26 protein-coding genes are annotated in these 25,582 nt (G+C 71.9%); 15 read left to right on the plus strand and 11 right to left on the minus strand.

Annotated elements, in window-relative coordinates; translation table 11 throughout:
* The first annotated feature begins 94 nt into the window (after positions 1-94).
* The 5 genes from BIU89_RS17405 to BIU89_RS18825 all read left to right on the plus strand — a co-directional run bounded on the left by BIU89_RS17405 (position 95) and on the right by BIU89_RS18825 (position 5,482).
* Positions 95-1,651 (plus strand): hydantoinase/oxoprolinase N-terminal domain-containing protein, encoded by a 1,557-nt coding sequence (locus BIU89_RS17405; protein WP_071248824.1) that lies wholly within the window; start codon positions 95-97, stop codon positions 1,649-1,651.
* On the plus strand, positions 1,648-2,838 hold the full coding sequence (locus tag BIU89_RS17410) for a DUF917 domain-containing protein (RefSeq protein ID WP_254791699.1): 1,191 nt from the start codon (positions 1,648-1,650) through the stop codon (positions 2,836-2,838). Before BIU89_RS17405 ends, BIU89_RS17410 begins: the two co-directional genes overlap by 4 nt.
* On the plus strand, positions 2,835-3,959 hold the full coding sequence (locus tag BIU89_RS17415; RefSeq protein ID WP_071248827.1) for a DUF917 domain-containing protein: 1,125 nt from the start codon (positions 2,835-2,837) through the stop codon (positions 3,957-3,959). The genes BIU89_RS17410 and BIU89_RS17415 overlap by 4 nt, the downstream gene beginning before the upstream one ends.
* Before the next feature lie 72 nt (positions 3,960-4,031).
* Positions 4,032-4,532 (plus strand): S-methyl thiohydantoin desulfurase domain-containing protein, encoded by a 501-nt coding sequence (locus BIU89_RS17420; protein WP_071248829.1) that lies wholly within the window; start codon positions 4,032-4,034, stop codon positions 4,530-4,532.
* On the plus strand, positions 4,526-5,482 hold the full coding sequence (locus BIU89_RS18825; protein WP_071248832.1) for a PucR family transcriptional regulator: 957 nt from the start codon (positions 4,526-4,528) through the stop codon (positions 5,480-5,482). Before BIU89_RS17420 ends, BIU89_RS18825 begins: the two co-directional genes overlap by 7 nt.
* 12 nt (positions 5,483-5,494) lie before the next feature.
* Here the strand turns inward: BIU89_RS18825 and BIU89_RS17430 are convergent, their stop codons facing one another.
* Entirely contained in the window at positions 5,495-6,802 is a 1,308-nt protein-coding gene (locus tag BIU89_RS17430) for an MFS transporter (protein WP_071248835.1), read from the minus strand.
* Positions 6,803-6,917: 115 nt separating this feature from the next.
* On the opposite strand from BIU89_RS17430, the gene BIU89_RS17435 reads away from it, so the two are divergent.
* A complete protein-coding gene (locus BIU89_RS17435; protein ID WP_071248839.1) occupies positions 6,918-8,051 on the plus strand; it encodes a substrate-binding domain-containing protein in 1,134 nt (377 codons plus the stop codon).
* 43 nt (positions 8,052-8,094) lie between these two features.
* Here the strand turns inward: BIU89_RS17435 and BIU89_RS17440 are convergent, their stop codons facing one another.
* From BIU89_RS17440 to BIU89_RS17475, 8 genes are all read right to left on the minus strand, one after another.
* Positions 8,095-9,534, minus strand: coding sequence for a hypothetical protein (locus BIU89_RS17440; protein ID WP_071248842.1), 1,440 nt, complete (start codon positions 9,532-9,534; stop codon positions 8,095-8,097).
* Positions 9,531-10,295: an ABC transporter ATP-binding protein gene (locus BIU89_RS17445; RefSeq protein WP_071248845.1), complete on the minus strand. Its 765-nt coding sequence runs from the start codon at positions 10,293-10,295 to the stop codon at positions 9,531-9,533. Before BIU89_RS17445 ends, BIU89_RS17440 begins: the two co-directional genes overlap by 4 nt.
* On the minus strand, positions 10,288-10,800 hold the full coding sequence (locus BIU89_RS17450) for a hypothetical protein (RefSeq protein WP_071248848.1): 513 nt from the start codon (positions 10,798-10,800) through the stop codon (positions 10,288-10,290). The genes BIU89_RS17445 and BIU89_RS17450 overlap by 8 nt, the downstream gene beginning before the upstream one ends.
* Complete coding sequence (locus tag BIU89_RS17455) at positions 10,801-11,109, minus strand: hypothetical protein (RefSeq protein ID WP_071248849.1); 309 nt, start codon at positions 11,107-11,109, stop codon at positions 10,801-10,803. It lies immediately after the preceding gene.
* Positions 11,094-11,345 carry a hypothetical protein gene (locus BIU89_RS17460; RefSeq protein ID WP_071248852.1) on the minus strand — a complete coding sequence of 84 codons (252 nt, stop codon included), beginning with the start codon at positions 11,343-11,345 and terminating at the stop codon, positions 11,094-11,096. The genes BIU89_RS17455 and BIU89_RS17460 overlap by 16 nt, the downstream gene beginning before the upstream one ends.
* A gap of 54 nt (positions 11,346-11,399) precedes the next feature.
* A complete protein-coding gene (locus BIU89_RS17465) occupies positions 11,400-12,617 on the minus strand; it encodes a lipopolysaccharide biosynthesis protein (protein WP_071248861.1) in 1,218 nt (405 codons plus the stop codon).
* A 77-nt stretch (positions 12,618-12,694) separates the two neighbouring features.
* Complete coding sequence (locus tag BIU89_RS17470; protein ID WP_071248863.1) at positions 12,695-14,005, minus strand: MATE family efflux transporter; 1,311 nt, start codon at positions 14,003-14,005, stop codon at positions 12,695-12,697.
* 183 nt (positions 14,006-14,188) lie between these two features.
* Positions 14,189-15,526, minus strand: a complete 1,338-nt coding sequence (locus tag BIU89_RS17475; protein WP_071248865.1) for a uracil-xanthine permease family protein — start codon at positions 15,524-15,526, stop codon at positions 14,189-14,191.
* Positions 15,527-15,607: 81 nt separating this feature from the next.
* Here BIU89_RS17475 and BIU89_RS17480 point away from each other — a divergent pair, with 81 nt between their 5' ends.
* The 4 genes from BIU89_RS17480 to BIU89_RS17495 all read left to right on the plus strand — a co-directional run bounded on the left by BIU89_RS17480 (position 15,608) and on the right by BIU89_RS17495 (position 20,209).
* The gene (locus tag BIU89_RS17480) at positions 15,608-17,572 is read left to right on the plus strand and encodes a M13 family metallopeptidase (protein ID WP_071248919.1); all 1,965 of its coding nucleotides are present in this window, start codon (positions 15,608-15,610) and stop codon (positions 17,570-17,572) included.
* Positions 17,572-18,510 (plus strand): serine hydrolase, encoded by a 939-nt coding sequence (locus tag BIU89_RS17485; protein WP_071248868.1) that lies wholly within the window; start codon positions 17,572-17,574, stop codon positions 18,508-18,510. Before BIU89_RS17480 ends, BIU89_RS17485 begins: the two co-directional genes overlap by 1 nt.
* Positions 18,511-18,595: 85 nt before the next feature.
* Positions 18,596-18,871: a hypothetical protein gene (locus tag BIU89_RS17490; RefSeq protein WP_071248871.1), complete on the plus strand. Its 276-nt coding sequence runs from the start codon at positions 18,596-18,598 to the stop codon at positions 18,869-18,871.
* 69 nt (positions 18,872-18,940) lie between these two features.
* Entirely contained in the window at positions 18,941-20,209 is a 1,269-nt protein-coding gene (locus tag BIU89_RS17495) for a Fic family protein (protein ID WP_217642853.1), read from the plus strand.
* A 3-nt stretch (positions 20,210-20,212) separates the two neighbouring features.
* Here BIU89_RS17495 and BIU89_RS17500 read toward each other — a convergent pair whose 3' ends face one another.
* Both BIU89_RS17500 and BIU89_RS17505 read right to left on the minus strand, forming a co-directional pair.
* Positions 20,213-20,611, minus strand: a complete 399-nt coding sequence (locus BIU89_RS17500) for an NUDIX hydrolase (RefSeq protein WP_083404464.1) — start codon at positions 20,609-20,611, stop codon at positions 20,213-20,215.
* Between the two features lie 35 nt (positions 20,612-20,646).
* Complete coding sequence (locus BIU89_RS17505; protein ID WP_027467024.1) at positions 20,647-21,969, minus strand: glutamyl-tRNA reductase; 1,323 nt, start codon at positions 21,967-21,969, stop codon at positions 20,647-20,649.
* Positions 21,970-22,007: 38 nt separating this feature from the next.
* On the opposite strand from BIU89_RS17505, the gene hemE reads away from it, so the two are divergent.
* The 5 genes from hemE (at position 22,008) to BIU89_RS17530 (ending at position 25,539) form a co-directional block, all read left to right on the plus strand.
* Positions 22,008-23,144, plus strand: a complete 1,137-nt coding sequence (gene hemE, locus BIU89_RS17510) for a uroporphyrinogen decarboxylase (protein WP_071248877.1) — start codon at positions 22,008-22,010, stop codon at positions 23,142-23,144.
* On the plus strand, positions 23,141-24,457 hold the full coding sequence (locus tag BIU89_RS17515; protein WP_083404465.1) for a protoporphyrinogen/coproporphyrinogen oxidase: 1,317 nt from the start codon (positions 23,141-23,143) through the stop codon (positions 24,455-24,457). Before hemE ends, BIU89_RS17515 begins: the two co-directional genes overlap by 4 nt.
* 100 nt (positions 24,458-24,557) lie before the next feature.
* Entirely contained in the window at positions 24,558-24,812 is a 255-nt protein-coding gene (locus BIU89_RS17520) for a hypothetical protein (protein WP_017887727.1), read from the plus strand.
* Positions 24,809-25,267, plus strand: coding sequence for a phage holin family protein (locus BIU89_RS17525; RefSeq protein WP_071248880.1), 459 nt, complete (start codon positions 24,809-24,811; stop codon positions 25,265-25,267). The genes BIU89_RS17520 and BIU89_RS17525 overlap by 4 nt, the downstream gene beginning before the upstream one ends.
* A gap of 41 nt (positions 25,268-25,308) precedes the next feature.
* Positions 25,309-25,539 carry a DUF3618 domain-containing protein gene (locus tag BIU89_RS17530; RefSeq protein ID WP_027467026.1) on the plus strand — a complete coding sequence of 77 codons (231 nt, stop codon included), beginning with the start codon at positions 25,309-25,311 and terminating at the stop codon, positions 25,537-25,539.
* Positions 25,540-25,582: the final 43 nt, after the last annotated feature.

The raw sequence follows: 25,582 nt of genomic DNA on the forward strand, positions 1-25,582 counted from the left end.
GGCCGGTCCCCACGAACAAGCACCACCCCGCGACCCAGCACCACCCCACGCCCGCACCACCGCACACCGCACCCGCACCACCGAAGGGAACCCCATGCGCATCGGCATCGACGTCGGCGGCACCAACACGGACGCCGTCCTGATGGACGGCAGCACCGTCCGTGCGGCGGTCAAGCGGTCCACCACCCCCGACGTCACCTCGGGCATCGTCGCCGCACTCGACGGCCTGCGTGAGCAGCACGCCTTCGGCCCCACGGACATCGACGGCGTGATGATCGGCACCACCCACTTCATCAACGCCCTGGTCGAGGCGCGCGGCCTCGCCCCGACCGCCGCGGTCCGACTGGGCCTGCCTGCGACGGCGTCACTGCCCCCGTTCACGGACTGGCCCGGGCACCTGGTGTCGGCCGTGCACGCGCAGCCGTTCCTGGCCCATGGCGGCCACGAGTTCGACGGCCGCGTCATCTCGGAGCTCGACCCCGAGGAACTCAAGCGGCACGCCGGCGCCATCGCAGCCGCGGGCATCCGTTCCGTCGCGATCTCGTCGGTGTTCTCCCCGATCAACGACGAGTTCGAGCAGCGCGCGCAGGAGATCATGGCTGCCGAGCTCGGGCCGGACGTGGCGTTCTCGCTGTCGTCCGAGATCGGTCGCATCGGCCTGCTCGAGCGCGAGAACGCGACGATCATCAACGCGGCGCTCCGTGAGCTCGCCGACCGCATCGTCGACGGGCTGTCCGGGTCGATCACGGGCAGCGGCATCGACGCACCGCTCTTCCTGAGCCAGAACGACGGCACCCTGATGGACGTCGAGTACGCCCGTCGCTACCCAGTCGCGACGTTCGCCTCGGGCCCGACGAACTCGATGCGTGGCGCAGCGGTGCTGTCGGGCTTCGACACCTGCGCGGTCGTCGACGTCGGCGGCACGACGAGCGACGTCGGCGTCCTGACCGCGGGTTTCCCGCGTGAGGCCACGGGCGAGGTCGCCGTCGCCGGCATCCGCACGAACTTCCGGATGCCCGACGTCCTGTCCGTCGGCATCGGCGGCGGCTCCCGCATCCGCGAGGACGGCAGCGTCGTCGGCCCGGACTCCGTCGGGTACCGCCTGACCGAGGAGGGCCTGGTCTTCGGCGGTACCACCCTGACCGCCACCGACGTGGCCGTCCGCGGTGGCCGCGGCGCGATCGGGGACCCGTCGCTCGTCGCCGGGGTGCCGGCCGAGGTCGCCGCCCGCGCGCTCGACGTCATCGCGGAGCGCGTCGCCGACATCGTCGAGCGGATGCGCACCTCGTCCGACCCGCTGCCCGTCGTGGCGGTCGGCGGCGGCTCGGTGCTGCTGCCGGACACCCTGTCCGGACTCGGCACCGTGCACCGCCCGGAGCACTACTCGGTCGCCAACGCCATCGGCGCGGCGATCGCGCAGGTGAGCGGCGAGGTCGACAAGGTCTACGCGATCAGCGACGGCCGCCGGTCCGCCGTGGTCGACGAGGCCCGGCAAGAGGCAGTCGACCGTGCCATCGCGGCCGGCGCCGACCCCGGCTCGGTGGACATCGTCGACTTCGACGAGGTCCCGATCCCGTACCTGCCGGGCAACGCGACACGGATCCGCGCCAAGGCCGTCGGCGACCTGGCACTCGGGGCGCTGGTCCGATGAGCGCCACGCAAGCCGCGCCCCGCGCCGCAGCCGCGCAAGCCGCCGCCGCAGCCGCGCAAGCCGCGCCCACAGCACCCGTCCTCACCGCCATCGACGCCGACTGCTCCGCCCTCGCCCGCGGCGCCGCGATCCTCGGCACCGGCGGCGGCGGTGACCCCTACATCGGACGCCTGCTCGCCGAGGCCGCCGTCCGCGCCCACGGCCCGGTCGAGATCGTCCAGGTCGAGGACCTGCCCGACGACGCCGTGGTGCTCTCGGTCGCGATGATCGGCGCTCCCACGGTGATGGTCGAGAAGCTGCCGTCCGCCGGCCAGTTCGCCGAGGCCATCCGCAGCCTGTCGGCGTTCCTCGGGGTCACCCCCACCCACCTGGCCTGCATCGAGGTCGGTGGCGTGAACTCGACGACCCCGATCGTCGCCGCTGCCGAGCTCGGCCTGCCCCTGGTCGACGGCGACGGCATGGGCCGCGCCTTCCCCGAGGTGCAGATGGTGCTGCCGACCCTGTCCGGGGTCAGCGCGACACCGATGGCCCTGGCCGACGAGAAGGGCAACACGGTCGTCTTCGACACGGTCGACAACCGGTGGGCGGAACGGCTCGCCCGCACGGCGACGGTCGAGATGGGCTGCTCCGCGATCACGGCGCAGTACGCCATGTCCGGCGCGCAGGTGAAGGAGTCGTTCGTCCGCGGCAGCCTGTCGCTGAGCGTCCGGCTCGGCGAGACGCTGGTCCGTGCACGCAGCGAGAACGCCGACCCCGTCACGGCGGTCACCGAGGTGCTCGGCGGCACGGTCGTGTTCGAGGGCAAGGTCGCCGACATCGAGCGCAAGACCGTCACCGGGTTCGCCCGCGGCACGGCCCGCATCGCCGGTTCCGGCAGCGACACCGGCCTGGAGGCGGTGCTCCGGTTCCAGAACGAGCACCTGCTGGTCGAGGTGGCCGGCCAGGTCCGCACCACGGCTCCCGACCTCATCATCACGTTGGACGCCGAGACCGGCGAGCCGATCACCACCGAGGCCCTGCGGTTCGGCGCCCGCATCCGGATCGTCACGGCACCGGCCGACGAGCGCTGGCACTCCCCGGACGGCCTGCGCCTGGCCGGCCCGCGGTACTTCGGCTACGACACCCCCGCGGTCCGCCACGACGGCACCACGAGCGCGGGCGAGACGAACACGGGAGCGCACCGATGAGCTGGATCCTCGACGTCGACGACCTGCCCGACCTGGCCCGCGGTGCCGCGCTGCTCGGCACCGGCGGCGGAGGCGACCCCACCATCGGGATGCTCCTGGTCCGTGCCGCGATCGAACAGCACGGCCCCGTCACGATCCTCGACCCGTCCGAGGTGCCCGACGACGCCCTCGTCATCCCCACCGCGCAGATGGGCGCACCGACAGTGGTGCTCGAACGCATCCCCGCCGGACCGGAACCCCTCGGCGCCCTCCGTCGGCTCGAGGCCCACCTGGGCCGGACGGCGACCGCGACGATGCCCATCGAGTGCGGTGGCATCAACTCGATGATCCCGCTGCTCGTCGGTGCCACCGGCGGCTTGCCCGTGGTCGACGCGGACGGCATGGGCCGCGCGTTCCCCGAGCTGCAGATGGAGACGTTCTCGGTCTACGGGGTACCCGGTAGTCCACTGGCGATCAGTGACGAGAACGGTCACGGCGTCATCATCGAGACCGGCACGGACAACAAGAAGATGGAGTGGCTCGCCCGCGGGGTCACCATCCGGCTCGGCGGCGTCGCCTACATCGCCGAGTACGCCATGTCCGGCCGCCAGGTGCAGGAGACCGCCGTCCCACGCACGCTCTCCCTGGCGCTCGCCGTCGGTCGGGCCATCCGAGTTGCCCGTGAAGCCCACCGCGACCCCATCGACGCGCTCGCCGAGGCCCTCGGCACGACGATCTACACGCACCTGCGCGAGCTGTTCGACGGCAAGGTCGTCGACGTCGAACGCCGCACGGTCGACGGGTTCGCCCGCGGTCGTGCCACCGTGCAGGGGACCGACGGGTCCGAGCTCGAACTCCGGTTCCAGAACGAGAACCTGGTCGCCCGGCGGGACGGTCAGCTCGTCGCCGTCGTGCCCGACCTGATCTGCGTCCTCGACGCCGAGACCGCCGAGCCGATCACCACCGAGCGCCTGCGGTTCGGGCAGCGCGTCCGGGTGATCGGCATCTCGACGCCCGACCTGATGCGGACCCCGGAGGCGCTCGCCGTGTTCGGGCCGTCGTGCTTCGGGCTCGACGAACCGTTCGTCCCGGTCGAGGACCTGCACGAGCACGTCCGCCCGGCTGCCCCGGCGGTCGGCTGACGAACGGGCCGCGCGCCGACCCCGGCGGCCGGCCCCGGCCCCGAGACGCGACCACGGCAGCAGAATGGACCCATGGACCAGGGTGAGCGGCGGGGCGGCGGTGTGGCGGGCCTCCAGGCCGACGACGCGACCGTCTTCGGACGCGGTACCGCCCTGCTCGGCTGCGGCGGTGGCGGCCGCGTCGACCACATGGTCAGCGCGCTCCGCTTCGCGCTCGGCGACCGCAGCGTGCCGGTCGTCGACCTCGACGATCCCGCGATCCGATCGGTGGTGGCGGTCGGGCTGATCGGGTCGACGACCGTGCTCGAGGAGAAGATGCCGAGCGGCGAGGAGCTGCCGGCCGCGCTCGCGGCGGTCGAACGCTGGACCGACACCCGTGCCGACGCCGTCGTCGCCGCGCAGATCGGCGGCGTGACCGGACCGGCCGCTGCCCTCACCGCACACGCCGCCGGACTGCCGCTCGTCGACGCGGACCTGGTCGGCCGCGCGGTCCCGCGCATCGACCAGCTGTCGGTCTTCGTCGGCCCGACCACGACGGTCACGGCCGCCGCGCCGGCAACAGCGACGTGCTGACCGCCGAGGGCGTCGACGAGACGCTCGTGGCGATCCCGGTCGGCACCGGCATCGGACCGCGCGCCTGGCTGGCCGTCGGCCTGTCCGTCCCGATCACCGCCGAACAGCAGGTGGTCGCGAGTGCCCTGCAGGTGGCCGCCGTCGCCGTCGGGCACCGGCTGCTGCTCACCCGGCTCGACGACGAGCGCGACGCCCGCTACCGAATGGCGATGCTCGACGAACTCCGCGCGGCCGACGGGGCGCCCGCCCCGCAGCTCGTGCAGCGGACGATCGCCGCCGGGTGGCGGCTGGACGCCTGGCACGTCGGCGCGCGCGTGGTCGCGCGGCAGGGCGTCGACCTGGTCGCGCTCCGCCAGCAGGTCGACGCCGCGGTGCGCGCCGAGGGACTCGACGCGGTCGTCGTCGAACAGGCGGACGGCTGGGTGCTGTGGCTGTCGGAACCCGACGAACCCGGCCGGGAGGCAGTGGCCGACATCGCCGGTCGGCTGCGGCGCGCGCAGAACACGCTCCGCACCACCGTGGAGACCAACGTGGGCGTCGGCAGTCTGCAGGCGGGCCCTGCCGGGCTGGTCCGGACGCTCGGCGAGGCGGGCGACGCCGCCCGTCTGGCCTCGAGCCGTCCGGAGTCCGGGCACTTCGTGCACGTCGACCGGCTCGGGCTCGCGCAGCTGCTGCTCGCGTGGACGCAGACGGACACGTTCCTGCCGGCCTCACGGCAGTTGCTCGCACCGCTCGAGCGCGGTGGCGGCGCGCTCCTGACGACGCTCGCCGCCTACCTGGACGCGGAGTCGTCGATCGCCGAGACCGCCGCGGTGCTCGGGGTCCACCGCAACACCGTGTCCGACCGCATCGCGCGGGTGGAGCGGCTGCTCGGGGTGGACCTGTCCGACCCGGAGACCCGGCTCGCCCTGCACCTGGCGACGCGGGCGCGGGCGGGGGACGGCGGCTGAGGCCGGGGTGCGTCAGCTGCGGCTGGTCTCGCTCGTCTTGTCGGTCTGGCTGGCCTTCTCGGTCTCGCTCTTCGTGGTCCCGCTCGTCTTGTCGGTCCCGCGGGCGGGCCGGGCGGCGGCGCCGGTCTCGCGGGCCGCACCCGAGGCCAGGCCTGCCGCGATGATGAACACGAAGACGATCAGCAGCGCGCCGAGCAGGCCGATCTCCTCACCGAGGAACCCGATCAGCGGCGGCCCGGCCAGGAACGCCACGTAGCCGATCGTCGCGACCGCGCTGACCTTGGCGGCCGCGGTGCGGGGGTCGTCGGCCGCGGCGGACATGCCCATCGGGAAGCCGAGGCTGGCGCCGAGGCCCCAGAGCACGACGCCGACGATCGCGAGCGGCACGTTGTCGATGAAGATGAGCATGCCGAGGCCGACCACCGCGACAGCGGCGCTGATGCGCAGGATCGGCACGCGGCCGAACTTGTCGATCAGCGGGCTGCCGGCGACGCGGCCGGCGGTCATCGCGGCGAGGAACACCGTCAGCACGGCAGCACCGCCAGCGTTATCGAGCCCGTGGCCGTCGATCATCGCGAGGGGCAGCCAGTCGTTCGCGGACCCCTCGGCCAGCGCCATGCCGAGCACGATCACGCCGATGAGCAGCGTCGAGGGCTGTGCCCAGACCTGCCAGCGGGTGAGCGGGGTCGCGACCGGGCTGGTGTCGGTGGACACCGGCTGCTCGAAGCGGTGCTCGTCCTGGAACTTCGTGACGGCGACGAGCATGGCGGCGCTCGTGATGACGACGAGCACGATGAAGTGCCACGACACCGGGATCTCGAACCGCTCGGCCAGCGCACCGAGGCCTGCACCAGCGAGCGTGCCGAGGCTGAACGCGGCGTGGAACAGCGGCATGATCGTGCGTCCGCCGGCCTTCTCTGCGGCGGCACCGGAGACGTTCATCGACACGTCGCACAGGCCGTTGCCGAATCCGAACGCGATGAGCGCGATCCAGATGGCGGCGAAGCCCCACCCGAGCGTGACCGCGACCCCGGCGAAGATCATCCCGACCGCCAGGCACGCCGCGGCCACCTGCACGCCCCGCCTCGCACCGAGCTTCGCGACGATGTGCCCGGCGAACGTCAGACCGCCGATGGAGCCGACGGCCATGCCGAGCACGAGCAGACCCATCTCGAACGTGCTCGCCCCCAGGGAGTCCCGGACGCTCGGGATCCGCCCCAGCCACGTCGCGATGTCGAGCCCGGACAGGGTGAACACCACGAACACCGCGATGATCCAGGCCTTGGTGGTCGGGACGGTGCGGGTGGACGGCGTCGTCATGGTGGTTCCCATCGTGCTGCGGCGCGCGGGGTGCTGCGCGTTCTGGTGCGTGTCGGTGCTGGTCTTACAGCTGTCGAATCGATTCGACTGCTCGTTCCGGCTACGCTAACGGGCGATGGACGAACCGGCAACAGGACCCGGCGCGTCGCCTTCCCGCGGCGGCGCCACCCGTCCGTCGCGCCCGACGCTGGCAGCGGTCGCCCGTGCTGCCGGGGTCGCGCCGTCGACGGCCTCGCTCGCCTTCAGCGGTCTCGGCCCGGTGTCCGAGGACGCCAAGGCCCGCGTGCTCGCCGCCGCCGCCGACCTCGGTTACGGCGGCCCCGATCCCCGTGCCCGTTCGCTGCGCCGCGGTCGCTCCGGCGTCATCGGCGTCGTGATGGACGAGCGCCTGAGCGATGCCTTCCGTGACCCGGTCAACGTCCTGACGCTCGACGGCATCGCCGAGGTCGCCGGTGCCGCCGGTGCCTCTCTGTTGCTCGTCCGGAGTCCGCTCGACGACGAGCAGGGCGCCGGCCCGCTGGTGGATGCCCCGATGGACGCCGTCGTGCTCGTCGGGTGCAACGTCCGGATCGACCCCGCCGTCGCGGTGCTGCGCCGTCGGCAGATCCCCGTCGTCGCGATCGAGGCGGACGAGATCGAGGGCGCTGTCCCCGTCCAGCTCGACAACCGCGATGCCTCACGCCGTGCTGCGGAGTACCTGCAGGGGCTCGGCCACCAGGACGTGACCGTCGTGACCCTGCCCCTCGACGCCGCACGCCGCCGTGGCCCGATCGACGCAGCCCGGCAGGCCGAGGGCATCGCCTTCACCACGCTCGAACGCCTGCGTGGTGTGCGCCAGGTCTACCCGGACGCCGTCGCGATCGAGACCGCCGGCAGCTCGGTGGAAGAGGGACGTCTCGCCGGCACCGAGCTCTTCGCGCCGGACGGCCCCCGCCCCACCGCAGTCATCGCGCAGAGTGACCTGATCGCCGTCGGGGTGATCTCGGCCGCACTCGACGCCGGACTCCGTGTCCCCGAGGACGTCAGCGTCGTCGGCTTCGACGGCATCACGGTGGACGACAGCCTGCTCCACCGCACGCCCATCCGGCACCTGACCACCCTGGTGCAGCCGTTCGTGCAGAAGGGCCAAGCCGCAGCCCGTGCCGCCCTGGCCATGCTCGAAGGCGCGGAGCCGCAGCCGGCGTCGTTCACGTCGGAGTTGCGGGTGGGGGACACGACGGGGCCGCCGCCGGGATCAGACACCCGCTGACACGGGCACCGTGTCGCTCCGCCAGCGGGGTGCAGGACCGCTGTCATCCGTCGGCGTCGAGCCGACGAGCGACGCGCAGCACTGCGGCGACGGCAGCGAGGAGTGCGGCTCCGGAGAAGAGCAGGGAAGGCAACCACGGCCCTGCGCCGTCCCCTTGCCCGCCGACCCAGATGAGGACGGATTCCGCCGTGACGGCGACCGTCGACGTCACCACGACGGCGGCCGGCACAGTGCTGTCGGCGGGGACGAGGACCCCGGCGAGGTACGCGATCGCGGTGGCCGCTGCCAGGACCGCGAGGTGGTGCACGAGCACCGCTGCCGTCGGAGGCGCCCCGACCGCCGTGTAGAAGACGGCCGAGAGCAGCAGCGCCGGCAGCGCGCCGGCCCCGAGCTGGGTCGCGACGATGTGCGTCGCGCTGATCCCGGTACTCCGGTACATCCACGCCCACCGCGCGACCCGTGCCCATGCCAGTTCCAGCGGTGCGGCAGCGACCATGCCGGCAGCGACGACGGCGGTCGCGAGCGGCAGCGCCCCTCCGCGTACCGCGATGCCCAGGAGGACGATCGCCGCCAACGACACAGTCCCGGAGATCTGCGCGAGGGGCTGCCTGAGGGCCATCGCGGTTTCCCGGCCGAGCCACCCCACGTGCGTCGGCAGCGCGTGCCGCAGCGTGACGAGCCGGTGCGGCTGACTGATCGGTTCTGTCGGTTGCGCGAACCGGGTGCCGAGGACGCTCGCCGTCAGGACCGCGACGGAGAGGCCCGCGAACGCCGTCGCAGCTGCGGACCCATCGACACCGTGGCCGCCGGTGACCGCGTCGACCCAGGACGCTGTGGACGGCGTGCGGTTCTCGCGGGCAGACGCGGTCGAGTCGTACACGGCGAGGGCCACCAGGGTGACGGCCGCGAGCACCACCCCGAGTTGCGACGTCGCGGCGGCGAGCCGGGCGCCCGTGCAGAGCAGCCGCACCAGTTCACCGACGAGCACCACCGCGACGGCGGTGGCCGCGTTCACCCCGAGCAGGATGGCGAACGACAGTGTGCCCTTGCCGACCAGGGACGTCAGGTACGCGGCCGGTCCGATGGCGAGCAGCAGCGATGCGAGGACGACGAGGAGCGTGAACGGCAGCGACTCCCCGACCCGTGCATGGAACCGTCTCGCCGAGAGCACCTGCGCGGCGGTCCGGAGCTCCGAGTGGCCAGGTGCCACGATGAGGACGAGGACCGCGATGCCGCCCGCCGTGGTGACCTGTGCCGCGGTGAACGCGTCGACCAGGACGTCACCGCTGATCAGGGAGGACGTCGGCAGGTCCGCGGGCAGGAACCGGGTGAGGAATTCGTAGGCGAAGAAGTTGTACGAAACCACGGCGATGCCCAGCAACGACGCCAGCAACCAGGCCGCCAGTCGCCCGCCGACGCTCTGCACCAGGTGTCGCCGCAGGACCAGGACGGTCGTACGCGCGACCGCGACGGTCGCCTTCATCGCCGCGACCGCTCCGCGCGGGCGAGCGTGTCGATGAAGAGCCTGCTCGACCGGGCAACGGACTCCTGGATCCCGGTCATCTCGAGGAACACGTCCTCGACCGATCTGCCGTGCTGTGTCATGGCGTCGACGCGCTCGTCCATCCGGAGCCGGCCCTGCTGGAGGATCAGCATCCGGGAGGCGATCGACTCTGCAGAGGCCAGGTCGTGGGTCGAGAGCAGGACCGCGCCTCCTTGGCGTGCGAACTCGCCGATCAACGCTCGCAGGAGCGCGGCTGACTCCGGATCCAGACCGCGCAGCGGTTCATCGAGGACCAGCAGGCTCGGGGCCCGCAGGAGCGCCGCGAGCAGTTGGAGCTTCCGCTTCATCCCGTGGCTGAACGTGGACACGAGGCGAGCCGCAGCGTCCTCGAGGTGCAAGCACTCCAGGAGTCGTTCACGGTGCCGTCGACCCACGCGGGATCCGTGCAGGGCCTCTGCGAAGTCCAGGTACTCGTGTCCGGTCAGCAGCTCGGGCATCGGCAAGTCGTCAGGACAGAACCCGATGCCCGTGTGCCCACCGGCCGACACGGGCACGCCGCCGACGAGGACCACGCCAGCGGACGGCCTGGTCAAGCCGGTGACGATGTGGATGAGCGTGCTCTTCCCTGCACCGTTCGGACCGGCGAGCGCGACCACCTCGCCGGCGTTCACAGTGCCGGAGACGTCCCTGAGCACGGCGTGCCGCCCGTACGACTTCGAGACGGCCTGGAGGTCAAGCATCGGGAGCTCCTTGCAGTGCGGTACGGAGTTGGTGCCCGTCTGGAGCGCTGCGGGTGAGGCTCAGGAGGTGCACCAGGAACAGTGCTGCGATCGGATAGGCGATGAGGTAGGGCAGGGGCAGCGCGAGGACGAAGAACCCGGATGCCGTCGCCGCGAGCGGCCCGGCGATCGCGACGAGGCCGTTGTCGGTCCGGGGCAGGGTCCACCGGATGATCTGCCCGGAACCCCACCGGCCGACGCCCGCGACGATCGACCGCTCCCGGTCAGCGAGAGCGACGTGCGCCGCGGCGTGTGCGAGCTCGTGGATGAAGGGCGACAACGCGAACAGCATGAACGACAGCACCAACGGGATGACCGTCCCGCTGCCGAAGGACGCCGCGGAGATGATGGAGATCGTGGTCGCTGGCAGGAGGACGACACCGGACACGGCGACGACCAACCGCCAGGAGGCCTGGGTCGCGGCGGTCACTGCCGCGACCCAGGCATCGGACCGTGCTGCGAGCACCTACCCGAGCGGAGCGACAGTGCGTCGGGCACCGCGTCGTCGGGCGGCCAGCCCTGCTCCGACGGCGCCGAGGAGCGCGAACCCGAGTGGCAGGATGAGCAGTCCCGGTCCACCGACCGCGGTGACCGCATCCGCCGATCCGGAGACCTCGACGATCGGTCCGAAGGACGTCGGCCCGTCGCCGTTCAGAGCGGACGCGAACGCCCACAACCAGATCGCGCCGTCGACGACAGCGCCGAGGACGAGACCGAGGAGGCCCCCGAGCGCCGCGTACAGCCCTGCACGCTTGGCTGCTACAGCTTGTGGCATGTGACCCGCACCTCCCACGAGGACAGGTTGACGACCGAGTCGAGGACCCCGCCGTTCGCGGCGCACAGCGCGACCGCACCGATGACCACGGTCGCGCCGAGTGCGAGGAGCACGACGATCGCGACCACGATGATGATCGGGATGACGCTGTTCGTCCGGACGGCCGGGTGGGAGGATCGCCAAGCGTCCGTCAGGGAGAGACGGGCGGCGGTGGCGTGTGGTGACAAAGCGGTCATGACATCTCCTTCGTTGACTGACATGTCACACACTGCACCCCGAGTGCCACGCTGTCAATCAATGGAGTCAGGTATCGCAGATCGCGATCGCCGCCGCACCCCGAGCCCCACCACCGCGACCAGGTTCACCGCACTCCCGACCAAGAACCCCGTGGTGCCACCCGCGACACCTGCGACGGGTCCGAGCACCGCCATGAGACCAGCCCCGACGACGAACCCGGCGACCGAGGCGAGGGCGACCTGACGTGAGCGTCCAGCGGCGAGCAGCAACGCGGCGGGCACGAGCCCGACGGTGAACACCCACACCGCGACCATGAGGTACCGCAGGTCCGCGACGGCAGCGGCGCCCTCGGCGGGGTAGACGATCGGCAGGAACCACCCGGCGAGCAGTGCGACCAGGCCGAAGACGACGGCGGATGCCGCAGCGAACCCGACGACGAGCAGCAGCGCACCGCGGGAGCGCAGCGATCCACCATCGGTCCGGTGCGCGAACGCCGGCACGAGCACCTGCCCCAACGCCTGCCCGAGCATCGACGCCGGTGTCGCCAGGGTGAACGCGGCGGCGTAGACACCGGCGTCGTGCGCCGACGACGTCACCTGCGCCGAGATCATCGTCAACTGCAGCAACCCGTTCGAGGTCACCACCGCCAGGACGTTCCACGCCGCGAACCCGAGCACGCCCGCAGCGGGTTCGTGCGAAGTCGGCGAGAAGCCGTTGCCCCGGGGCCAGCACGCGATCGCGAACACCGTGTACCCGATGGCCAGGGGCAGCAGCACGAAGGGCTCGAGGCGGGCGACGCACGCCACCACGAGCAACCCGAGGGCCAGCACGCTCGTCACGGAGTCCCAGAGCGCGACCCGCGGGGCCCGGTCGTAGCCGAGCTGCGCGCCGCGGGCGTAGCAGTAGAGGCCGTAGCCGACGACGACCGCGGCACCACCGAGCACCATGCCGGGGCCGTTGCCCCAGGCCAGCGCGATCGGCACGGTGACCGCCGCGAGCACCACGCTCGACACCAGCATGGACACCCCGAGCAGCCGGTTCACCGCGGCGTCCGACCGTCGACCCCGTAGCGCGATCGCCAGGAACCGCGACGCGGTGTTGCCCGCGGCGTTCGGCCAGAGCAGCGCGACGAACACCGAGAGCGACAGCAGCGCCGTGGTCTGCCCGAGGGTCTCGGTGCCGAACACCCGACCGACGACGACGGTCACGAGCAGCTTCGCGACACCCTGCACCCCGATGCCGACCGTGGCGAGCACGGCCGACGAAGCCACCGAGGACGACGGTGCCGCAGGAGAAGCAGACACAGCAGGCTCAGGAGACGAAGCGGGCCCAGCCGGAGAAGACCCGCTCACCGCGCCAACGCCTGTTCCACCCAGCCGCGCCGGTGCGCCCGCACCCCGAGCGTCACCGCCCGGACCCCGATGTACCCGAGGGCGAACGCCGCCCACAACCCCGCGAGCGTCCCACCGGCCCACCAGAGCAGCGGCAGGTACACGACGAGGTTGAGGCCTCCGGCGATGGCCAGGTACCGCGCGTCCCCGGCGCCGATCAGCACCCCGTCGAGCACGAAGACGTACCCGGCGACGGGCATCCCGACGGCGATGAGCACCAGCACGACGGGCAGGGCGTCCCGCACCGCCTGCGAGTCCGAGAACACCGGCCCGAGCACGCCGCTCACCGCCAGGGTCAGCACCCCGAGCAGCACACCGCCGGCGATCCCGAGCAGCACGAGCCGTCGCGTCACCAGTCGCACCCGCTCTGGGTCGCGTCCGCCGAGTCCGTGTCCGACGAGCGCCTGCCCGGCGATCGCCAGGGCGTCGAGCGCGAACGCCAGCGTCGAGAAGACGGTCAGCCCGACCTGCGTCGTCGCCAGCCCGGTGGTCCCCAGCCCGGCAGCGGCCCCGACGGTCGCGAGCATCGCGATCCGCAGCGACGTTGTCCGCATGAACAGCCATGCCCCCGACCGGAGGGCCCGTGCGACGCCCGAGGCGCCGGGTCGCAGCGGCGCCCCCGACGACCGAGCGGCCCGCACCGCGATGCGCACGTAGACGACGGCCATCGCCCACTGCACGATGACGGTGCCGGCGGCGGATCCCTCGACACCCCAGCCGGCGCCGTAGATCAGGACGGCGTTGAGCAGCCCGTTCGCGACGAACCCGATGGTCGCGACGACGAGCGGGGTCTTCGTGTCCTGCAGCCCACGCAGCAGCCCGGTCGAGGCGGTCACGACCAGGATGCCCGGCAGCCCGATCAGCGAGATGGTCAGGTACGCGGTCGCCGCGGCCGACACCTCGGCCGAGGCGCCGAACAGGTCGACGAGCGGCCCGGCGAGCGGCCACCCGACCAGCGCCAGCACCACCCCCAGCACGAGCGCGAGCCACATCCCGTCGATGCCCGCGTGCACGGCTCCGCGACGGTCGCCACCACCGAGCGCCCGTGCCACGGCCGGGGTCGTCGAGTACGCCAGGAACACCAGCAGCCCGGTCACCGTCGACAGCACGGCGCTCGCGAGCCCGACGGCCGCCAGCGGTGTCGCCCCGAGGTGCCCGACGAGCGCGGTGTCGGTCAGCAGGAACAGCGGCTCGACCACGAGCGCTCCGAGCGCGGGCACCGCCAGCCGCACGATGTCGCGGTCGACCGCGCGCCGCTCAGCGGTCACAGCGGGTGGCGTCGGTCGGTGCACCGGCCCATTCTGTCGGCGATGCCGACCCGTCGTCGTCGCCGGGCGGGGTGGACGCAACGCCACGACGGACTGGAGGCCCGTGGCCGTGTCCGCCACGGGCCTCCAGTCCGGTGGTCCCACGTCGTCAGGCCGGACGCGCTTTCCGGCCGACCACTCGCGTCAGTCGGCGCGTGGTTCCGCGGGAACGGCGCCGGTGGCGGCGTGTGCGGGGTCGGCGACCTCGGTCGACGGCTCGTCGGTGCCACGGGCCCGGCCGATGACGTCCATCACGTGGTAGACGACGATCGCGGCGATTGTGCCGACGATGATGCCGCCGAAGCTCGCCTGGCCGAAGCGGAACGTGAAGTCGGCGATGCCGATGATCAGGGCGATGCCGGCCGTCAGCTGGTTCTTCGGCTTCGAGAAGTCGACGCGGTTCTCGACCCAGATCCGGATGCCGATGACGCCGATCAGGCCGTAGAGCGCGGTGGTGGCGCCGCCGAGCACGCCGGCCGGCACCGAGGAGATGACGGCGCCGATCTTCGGTGACAGACCGAGCAGGACGGCCGCGATGGCGGCGACCCAGTAGGCGGCGGTCGAGAAGACGCGGGTGGCGGCCATGACGCCGATGTTCTCGCCGTAGGTGGTGGTGGCGGAGCCGCCGCCGACGCCCGCCAGGACGGTCGAGATGCCGTCGGCGAAGAGCGCGCGACCGGTGAGCGGCGTGAGGTCACGGCCGGTCAGCTGCCCGACGCCCTTGACGTGGCCGACGTTCTCGGCGACCAGTGCCAGGACGACCGGCACGAACGCCAGGTAGATCGCGAGCTGCGACGGGTCGAAGGCGGGAGCGGTGAACTCCGGCAGACCGATCCACGGTGCTGCGTCGACCTTCGAGAAGTCGACCTGGCCGCCGATGAGCGCCGCGACGTAGCCGACGAGCACACCGATGACGATCGACAGCCGGCCGATCAGGCCCTTGAACAGGACGGTGACCAGGATGATCGCCGCCAGGGTGATGAGCGCGATGACCGGGGCCGCCGTGAAGTTGTCGCGGGCCGCCGGAGCCAGGTTGAAGCCGATCAGGGCGACGATCGCGCCGGAGACCACCGGGGGCATCAGCCGGTCGATCCAGCCGGCACCGGCCAGGTGCACGACGAGCCCGACGATCGCGAGCAGCGCACCGACGACGATGATGCCGGACAGGGCGAGCGGGATGCCGCCGATCTTGGTCGCCGCACCGATCGGGGCGATGAACGCGAACGACGAGCCGAGGTAGCTCGGCAGGCGGTTGCCCGTGATGAGCAGGAACAGGATCGTGCCGATGCCGCTGAACAGCAGCGTGGTCGACGGTGGGAACCCGGTCAGCAGCGGCACCAGGAACGTGGCGCCGAACATCGCGACGACGTGCTGCACCCCGAGGCCGATCGTCCGGGGCCAGGTGAGCCGTTCGTCGGGTGCCACGATCGTCGTCGCGGAGACGGTCTTGCCGTCTCCGTGCAGCTTCCACGGAAGTCCCATGCGATGACCGTACCGGCAGCCGTGCGCCGGTGACGACCCGGATCGACCTGCCCCATGGGGTCGGTGGCTATCGTGGACCGCATGACCGACGTCGCACGTGCCTCCGGCATCCACACTGACGAACTCGACCCCGCGGTGCGCCCCCAGGACGACCTGTACCGCCACGTGAACGGGACCTGGATCGAGGCGACGCCGATCCCCGACGACAAGGCCCGGTACGGCTCCTTCACGGTGCTGGCCGAAGCCGCCGAGATCGCTGTGCGCGACATCATCGAGCGCTCGCAGCAGGCCGCCCCCGGCACCGAGGAGCGCAAGGTCGGTGACCTCTTCACCTCGTTCACCGACGAAGCCCGGCTCGAGGAGCTCGGCACCGCACCGATCGAGCACCTGCTCGCCGAGATCACCGAGATCCAGTCCGTGCCCGAGGTCATCGCCGCCGTCGGCCGCTTCGAGCGCATCGGCCTGCCGAGCTTCCTGCAGCTCTTCGTCGACAACGACCCGGGCGACCCCGAGTCCTACGTCGTGTTCCTGGAGCAGTCCGGCCTCGGGCTGCCCGACGAGTCGTACTACCGCGAAGAGCGCTTCGCCGACATCCGCGAGAAGTACCGCGAGTTCGTCGCAGCGATGTTCCCGCTCGCCGGCCTCGACGACGGCGGCGCTCGCACCGAGCACGTCATCGCGCTCGAGACGGCGCTCGCCGCCCAGCACTGGGACAACGTCACGACCCGCGACAGCCAGAAGACCTACAACAAGCTGCCCTGGGCCGAGGTCGCCGCGCTCGCGAAGGGCGTCGACCTGCAGACCTGGTGGCAGGCCATCGACGCCCCGGCCGGCGCGTTCGAGACCGTCGTGGTGCGCGAGCCCTCGTTCATCACCGGCCTGGCCGACCTGCTGAACGACCAGCCGCTCGAGGTCTGGAAGGACTGGCTGCGCTGGCAGGTCATCCGTGGCTCCGCCGCGTACCTGACGAGCGCGTTCTCGGCCACGAACTTCTCGTTCTACGGCACCGCACTCACCGGTGCGCCCAAGCAGCGCGACCGCTGGAAGCGCGGCGTCTCGCTGGTCGAGGGCGCGATGGGCGAGGCCGTCGGCCGCATCTACGTGCAGGAGCACTTCGACGAGACCTCGAAGGCCAAGATGGACGACCTCGTCGCCAACCTGGTCGAGGCGTACCGGCAGAGCATCACCGCGCTCGACTGGATGACCGACGAGACCCGTGCCCGTGCGCTCGACAAGCTCGACAAGTTCACGCCGAAGATCGGCTACCCGGTGAAGTGGCGCGACTACTCGGCGCTGCCCGTCCGTGCCGACGACCTGGTCGCGAACGTCCGCGCGGTCGCCTCGTTCCAGGTCGACCGCGAGCTCGGCAAGATCGGCAAGCCGATCGACCGTGACGAGTGGTTCATGACCCCGCAGACGATCAACGCGTACTACAACCCCGGCTTCAACGAGATCGTGTTCCCGGCCGCCATCCTGCAGTTCCCGTTCTTCGACGCGAACCGCGACGCCGCCGCGAACTACGGCGCGATCGGGGCCGTCATCGGCCACGAGATCGGCCACGGCTTCGACGACCAGGGGTCGCAGTACGACGGCGACGGCAAGCTCGAGAACTGGTGGACCGAGGCCGACCGCGCGGCGTTCGAGGAGCGCACGAAGGCCCTCATCGCCCAGTACGACGCCCTGGTGCCGACCGAGGTGCCCGACAGCCACGTGAACGGTGCCCTGACGATCGGCGAGAACATCGGTGACCTCGGTGGCCTGTCGATCGCGTGGAAGGCGTACCTGCTGTCGCTCGACGGCCAGGAGCCCCCGGTCGTCGACGGCCTCACCGGTGCCGAGCGCTTCTTCCTGAGCTGGGCACAGGCCTGGCGCATGGCGATCCGCCCGGAAGAGGCGGCTCGTCTGCTGAGCATCGACCCGCACTCGCCCAACGAGTTCCGCTGCAACCAGGTCGTGCGGAACATCGACGTCTGGTACGACACCTTCGGCGTGACCGAGCAGGACGCGATGTACCTCGACCCCGCCGAGCGCGTCGCGATCTGGTGATGACGGAGCCGGACGCGGCCCGGTCGTCGCGCCGCCGGCGACCGGACGACCGCCCAGCAGGTGGCGGCCGCGGTCGTGGGCGGCACAGCGGCCGGTCCGACGACCGCTTCACCGCCACCACCGAGGCACTCGGCGCCCTCGCGCTCGAGGGCGCCGGGGTCAGCGCCTCGGTGATCGACACCTCCAGCGGCAAGGCCCTGCTCGCGATCGACGACACCCTGGTGCAGCCGGTCGCGAGCCTGGGCCGTGTCCTGCTGCTCATCGAGGTCGCCGCCCAGCTCGAGGACGGCCGCCTGCACGGTGACCGCCTGCAGCGCATGGCCCGCGACACCGCGACCGGTGCCGGCCTGTGGCAGTTCCTGCAGGAGCCGACCATGCAGGTGCCCGACCTGGCGACCCTGGTCGGGGCCACCGCCGACGCCTGGGCCATGAACGCACTGCTGTCGACCGTGGGCATCGACGCCGTCCGGGAGCGTGCGGAGTCCCTGGGCATCGAGCGCACGGCGTTGATCGACCGCGTGCGGGACCGCCGCGGCCCGGATGACGCCCCCGACGCCTCCGTCGCACCGACCGGGGAGCTGTCGTGGGTGATGCGCGGACTGGCGCTCGGCGAGGTCGTCGACGAGGCGGTGTCCAACCGCGTGCTCGGCTGGTTGTCCCTGGCGAGTGACCTGAACCTGGTCGCCGGGTCCTTCGGGCTCGACCCCCTGGCGCACCGTGCGCTCGACCACGGGCTGCAGGTCGTCGCGGTCACCGGGTCGAGCACCGGCGTGCGGGCCGAGGCGGGGATCCTGCGGGGGCCCGGGTCGTCGGTCAGCTACGCCGTGACGGTGACCTTCGACGACGCCTCGTTGCAGCGGCGGTTGGCCGTCGTCGAGGCGCTGCGGACCATGGGCACCGAGGTGCTCGAGGCCGTGCACGCCCCGGCTCGTCGCTGAGGGCGCTCGCCGCATCCGGCTCGGTCGGCGTCCAGGGACCACGGGCACACTCCGAGGCAAGCAACCCGAGCAGCGGAGGTCGGACATGACGGGCAAGCACGAACAGGCACGAGGCGACGAGGGTCGCGCGGACGGGGTCGAACCCCGCGCCGGAGCCTTCACGGACAGCGAGATCCCGGGCGAGGAGCACGTCGAGTCGACGGAGCCCGTCGGCGAGTTCGTCTCGAGCGACATCCCCGGTGAGACGCGTCCGACCGGAACCGGACCCGACGGCGAGTACGTCGACTCGGACATCCCCGGCGAGGCCGAGCCGGCCCAGAACGGCGAGGTCGGCGAGTACACCGACACCGACAAGGTCTGACGAACCCAAGCGGAACGCATCCCATGATCAAGGATGGGCACTCATCCTTGATCATGGGATGATCCATGTATGGCTTCGTACGAGACGATCCGGCGCACGGGCAACCCGGCAGCTACGACACGCGCCTTCCGGATGCCGATGGTCTTCGACGCTTACGTGCCGGATCCGCTGCAGGGCCGAACGGTTGAGCTCGGACCGACCGAACAAGCGGCCGTGCTCGAGGCCACCGCTGCGGTGACGGAAGCCGAGACGAGATCCACGCTGCTCGGCAGCGGAGACGCACTGGGTCGGATGCTCCTCCGAGCCGAGGCTGTCGGGTCGTCGATGATCGAGGGCCTCGAGGTCTCCCCGCGGAAGCTGCTCGAAGAAGAGGCTCGCGGACGGAGCCCGTTCGGGCAGTGGAGCACCGCAACCGAGGTCCTCGGCAACATCGACGCCATGACCTTCCTCACCGAGTCGGTCGGTCCGGGTTACCCGGTGACCCTCGACCTGCTCCTCGAGGCGCACCGTCGTCTGATGGAGGCCTCGACGACCCCCGAGGTCGGGGGCACCGTCCGAGCGGTCCAGAACTGGATCGGTGGACCGACGCCTGCCGCAGCGGCGTTCGTCCCTCCCGTGCCGGAGCGGGTGCCAGGGCTCCTCGACGACCTGGTGGAGTTCGTGAACTCGAGCACGCTGCCGACGATCGCCATCGCCGCCATTGCACACGCACAGTTCGAGACGATCCACCCGTTCGCCGACGGCAACGGTCGCATCGGACGCGCACTGATCCACGCCGTCCTGCGGTCACGGGGGCTGACCGTCGAGTCGTCTCCACCGGTGTCCCTGGTCCTGGCGACCCGCGCTGTCGACTACGAAGCGGGGCTTCAGCGGTTCCGGTCCACCGCTCCGCCGGCATCGGAGCCAGCGCAGCGTGCCGTCGGGCAGTTCGTCCGGCTCTTCGCCGAGGCGATGGCCGAGGTCGTGGACCGGATGACGCAGTTCGAGCACGAGCTTGTCCGGATCAAGGAGTCCTGGCGATCTGCGCTCGCCGGAGTCCGCTCTGACTCCGCTGCGTGGTCGGCGCTCGAACTCGCGCCCCGCATGCCGGTGCTCACCGCGCAGACGTTCGCCGCCGCGACGGGTCGGAGCGAGCAAGCCGCGAACACGGCCTTGGGGGTCCTCGTCGAGCGTGGAGTCCTGACCCAACGATCGGCGGGACGGCGGAACCGCGTCTTCGAGGCAGACGCCGTGATCGGCGCGCTGGCACTGCTGGAACGCCGTCTCGCCTCTCCGGCCGGTGACACCGGCGTCGTGCCGCCGACCAGGCACGTGCCGGCAGCTCCGCCCAGGGCGTGACGGTCAGTCGATGAGCTCCGCCGCCACCAGACGGCGGAGCGTCTCCACGCCCGCAGGCGGGCAGCGGTCCGCGTCGGCGGAGGTGACCCACTCGACCTCGTCCACCTCGGCCGAGGCGACGGGCGTGGCGGAGTCCAGCGGGCCTCCCGGCCGGACCAGGAACAGCGTCATCGCGACCATGGTCCCCGGAGCCTGCCCGTGGGCGGGCTCGAGCACGACGCCGAACGGGTCGACGTCGTCGGCGGTGAGCCGCAGGCCGGTCTCCTCGTACGCCTCGCGCACCGCGGCCTCGACGTCGGTCTCGTGCGGCTCCGCCTTGCCGCCGGGCAGGTAGAGCACGTCGCGCGCCCGGGCGCGCACCATCAGGACACGTCGGTCACGCACCAGCAGCAGCGCACTCACGCGCAGCGTGGGTGGTTGCGGAGCGGACTGGAGGCTCAGCTCGCGTCCGCCTGGTCGTCGCGATCCGAGGCGGTCGGGTCCAGTGCCGTGCGGTCGGCCAGCGGGACGACCGGCGACGGTAGCTCCGGCTCGGCCGCGGGCCGGACACCGTACAGGGAGTCGATCGCCCCGACGAACTCCTCGCCGCGACCGGCGCGACCGAGCTCACGAGCGCGGACCGAGGGACGGTGCAGCAGGACGCCGACCAGGTGCCGGAGCGCCCGCTCGGTGTGCTCGACGGACTCGCCGTCGGCGTCCGCGCGGCGCTTGGCCCGCTCGATCTCGTCGTCGAGGATGTCGAACACGTGCTTGCGGAACGCCACGAGCGCCGGGGTCGTCGACTGCTCCATCGCCTGGGCGCGGAACCGGGACACGGCGTCGTCGACCATCGCGCGGGCCTCGGACTCGGCGTTCAGCTCGGAGATCGGGGCGTGGATGCTGATCGTCTCGAGGTCGAGCAGTTCGACGCCGTCGACGCCGGCGGCCGCGGGGTCCACGTTGCGGGGGAGCCCGAGGTCGATGACGATGCGGCGGACCCCGTCGTCGAGGTCGGCCGGTGCGACGACCGGGACCTCGCTCGAGGTGCAGGTGATCAGGACGTCGCTCTCGCCGATGGCCTGGCGCAGGTCGCGGGCGGCGACGAGGTCGTGCTTGGCGGCGAACCAGGGCGCCCGGCCCGAGGGCGAGAACACCTGGATGTTCGTGGCGCCGCGGTCACGCAGGGCGGCGATGGTGGTGGCCGCGTAGCTGCCGGTGCCGACGAGCAGCACGCGGGTGCGGGCCCAGTCGGTGACCCGCGACGAGGCGAGTTCGAGGCCGAGGCGCACGAGCGACCGGCCGGCGGCGCCGATGCGCGTGCGGGTCTTGACGCCGCGTGAGGTGTGCGCGGCCTCTTGGAACAGGCGCTCGAGGTCCGAGGTGGTGGTGCCGTTCGACCGGGCGTCCTCGAGCGAGCGACGGACCTGCCCGGAGATCTCGGTCTCGCCGACGACGACGGACTCGAGTCCGCTCGACACGGCGAACAGGTGCTGCACGACGTCCTTGCCGTCCAGCACGTTGACGGAGTCCAGGACCTCGGTGGCGTCCAGGTCGCTCGCGGCGGCCACGGCCTGCACGGTGGCGGAGACGGCGGAGTCGCTCTCGTCGCCCGCGATGTCGAGGTACGCCTCGAAGCGGTTGCAGGTGGCGAGCACCACGGCACCGTCCAGGACGCCGGCATCCGTGACGAGTCGGCTGGCTGCCGCGGGTGCACCGATGCTCAGTCGCTCCAGGAGATCGAAGCTGGCGTTGCGATGCGACGCCGTGAGACAGATGAGCACGTAGTCAATGGTAACGCGCTCGATGGGAGAATCATCCGGTGACCGAAGCGACGACCACATCCCTCCCCGACTCCCACCCCCTGGCATCAGGGCGGACGAGTGGTTCCCGCCTGGTACGGGCCCTGCGGGGTGACCGTCCGGAGACGCTCCCGGTGTGGTTCATGCGGCAGGCCGGACGGTCCCTTCCGGAGTACCGGGAGCTTCGGATCGGCACAGCCATGCTCGACGCGTGCCTCGACCCGGAGATGGCGTCGGAGATCACCCTGCAGCCGGTCCGTCGGCACGGGGTCGACGCGGGCATCTTCTTCAGCGACATCGTCGTGCCGATCAAGCTCGCCGGTGTGGACGTCGAGATCGTCCCCGGTCGTGGCCCGGTGCTCTCGTCGCCGATCCGCACCCCCGCCGACGTCGACGCCCTCGAGCAGCTCGACCCCGCGGCCCTCGCCCCCATCGAGCAGGCCGTCCGACGCACGGTCGAGCAGCTCGGCGACACCCCGCTGATCGGTTTCGCGGGGGCGCCGTTCACCCTCGCCGCCTACCTGGTCGAGGGCGGCCCGTCCAAGGACCACATCCGCGCCCGCACGCTCATGCACGCCGACCCCGAGACCTGGTCGCGGCTGCTCGCCTGGGCCGCCGAGGTGTCCGGGATGTTCCTCCGGGCACAGGTGCTCGCCGGGGCCTCGGCCGCGCAGCTCTTCGACTCGTGGGTCGGGTCGCTGTCCCGCGCCGACTACGTCCGGTCCGTCGCCCCGCACTCCGCCCAGGCGATGTCGCACGTCGCCGAGCTCGGGGTGCCGCGCATCCACTTCGGCGTCGGCAGCGGCGAGGTCCTGGCCGACATGACGACCTTCGGCACGGACACCGTCGGCGTCGACGCGGTCGGGGTCGACTGGCGCCTGCCGCTCGACCAGGCGGTCCAGCGCGTCGGCACCGGCGTCAGCGTGCAGGGCAACATCGACCCGGCGATGCTCTCGGCGCCGTGGGATGTCCTCGAAGCGCACGTCCGCGACGTCGTCCGTCGGGGCGGTGCCGCACGGGCCCACGTCGTGAACCTCGGCCACGGGGTCCCGCCCGAGACCGACCCGGCCGTCCTGACCCGGGTGGTCGAACTGGTCCACTCGCTCGGCGACGGCCGCGCGGACGACGGTGCAGCGCAGGACGGAGCCGACGCGTGACCGACGTCGTCGTGGTCGGCGGCGGGATCGCCGGGCTCGTCACCGCCCGTGACCTCGCCAAGGGCGGTGCCCACGTGGTGCTCGTCGAGTCCTCGGGCGAGCTCGGGGGCATGATCCGTCGGCACACCGTCGGCGGGATCGACCTGGACATGGCGGCGGACTCCTTCGCCACCCGAACGGACGCCGTCGGCCGCCTGGCGATCGAGCTCGGGCTCGGCAACGACGTCGTCGCCCCCGACCCGCGCGGCGCCTGGCTGATGACCCGCGACGGCCGGACCTCCCCGATCCCGGCGACCGGGCTCCTCGGCATCCCGAGCACCCCGATGGCCGCCGACGTGCTGGCCGTGGTCGGGCAGAAGGGCGGGCTGCGCGCCCAGATGGACTCGCTGCTGCCGGCACCGGTGGGCGCCAAGGCCTCGTCGCTCGGCGAACTCGTCCGTCGACGCATGGGGGAGCGGGTGCTCGACGACCTCGTGGTGCCGATCGCCGGTGGCGTCCACTCCACGCACCCCGACCAGCTCGACCCCGACCGGGTGGCTCCGGGCCTGCGCGCCGCACTGCTCCGCGAGGGCTCACTCGCCCGGGCCGTCCTGTCGCTGCGGGCACGCGCGGCCGCCGGCACCCCGGTGCAGGGGATCCGCGGTGGGACGGTGCGTCTGGTGGACGAGCTCGTCGCCGACATGGAGACCTACGGGGTGGACGTCCGGCTGCACACCCGAGCGACCCGCATCGAGGCGCACGCGGTCGAGATCGTCAGCGCCGACGGCACGACCGAACGGCTGCCGGCCCAGCACACCCTGTCCTCCGTCGCCGACCCGGAGCGCACCGCCGCCCCCGACCGGACCGGTATCCAGCTCGTCACGCTCGTCGTCGACCAGCCGGAGCTCGACGCCGCCCCGCGTGGCACGGGGATGCTCGTGCACCCCGACGCCCAGGCGGTGTCGGCGAAGGCCCTCACGCACGCGACGGTGAAGTGGCCGTGGCTGGCCGACGTGGCGGACGGACGCCACGTCCTGCGGCTCAGCTACGCGACCACCGCGACGGACTCTGCGGGCGGGGCCACGAGCCTCCCGGTCGACCCGACCGACCCCGTCGGCAGCCGCGCGCTGCAGGACGCGTCCACGCTGCTCGGTGTGCCGATCACGGCTGACCGCGTCAGCGGCGCCGCACGCGTCGGCTGGTACGGACCGGACCTCACCGCGGCAGGGCTGGCCGACGGCGTCGTCGGCATCGGTGAGGCCTCGACCGGACGGGGCCTGGCGGGCATCATCGCCGCCGCTCGGACGGCAGCCGACGAGATCCTCGGTTCCTGAGCGGACCGCGCAGCCCCCGAGGGCTACTGTTGGTCAGACCGCCGGACGTATTCCGTTCGGTGCATGACCACCGCACAACCAATGCACGGAGGAATCGCACATGCGCGGAAAGCTCCTGTTCGTCGCCGGCGCCGCACTCGGGTACGTCCTGGGATCGCGAGCCGGACGGGCGCGGTACGAGCAGATCAAGACCGTCAGCGGCAAGGTCTGGAACAGCAACGGCGTCCAGAAGGGCGTGCACGTCGCCGAGGACTTCATCGCCGACAAGACCCCGGACGTCGCCGAGTTCATCGGTGAGACGACCAAGAAGGCCGTCCGCAAGGTCGGCCAGAAGAAGGACACCACCACCTCATGACCGACACCCGCGATCGCAAGTCGCGTTCGCTGTTCGGCCTGGTCGGTGACGTCCCGAAGCTCGTCAAGGGCCTGGTCAAGGGCGAGATCGACCTGCTCAAGGCCGAGATGCTGGCGAAGGCGAAGATCTTCGGTCTCGCAGCCGGTCTGCTGGTCGGTGCGCTCGTCGTCGTGCTCTACGCGATCGGCGTCCTGCTGACCGCAGCCGTGATGGGCCTGGCGACCGTGATGCCGGCGTGGCTGGCTGCACTGGTGGTGGCCGTGGTGATGCTGATCATCGCCGCGATCCTCGGCCTGGTCGGCTGGAAGCGCCTGAAGAAGGGCCTGCCGATCACGCCGAAGCGCACGATCGCCAGCGTCAAGGACGACATCAACGCGGTGAAGGGCCTCGGCAAGAAGCCGACCCCGCCGACGCAGTACGGCAGCCGCAAGCCGGACGTCGACGGCCGCTCCTGAGCGCCGACAGCCCCGACAGCCGCACCACCGACGGAGGAACCGTGACCGACCCGCACGACGATCTCGCTGCTCGCGTCGCCGCGACCCGCGCCCAGCTGTTCGACACCCTCGACGCGATCGAGGACAAGCTCAACGTCCCGAAGCAGATCGGGATCGCGGCGTCGAAGTTCAAGCGTGGTCTCGACGAGAAGCCGGTGCCCTACCTGGCCGGTCTCGCAGCCGGCGTGGCGGTGGTCGGGGGTATCGTCGTGATGGTGCTCCGACGGCGGTAGACCGCCCGAGCGCGGTCCACCGGATGCGGGGCGGCCAACACCC

The sequence above is a fragment of the Curtobacterium sp. MCBA15_005 genome (assembly GCF_001864855.1).
GTDB classification, from domain to species: domain Bacteria; phylum Actinomycetota; class Actinomycetes; order Actinomycetales; family Microbacteriaceae; genus Curtobacterium; species Curtobacterium flaccumfaciens.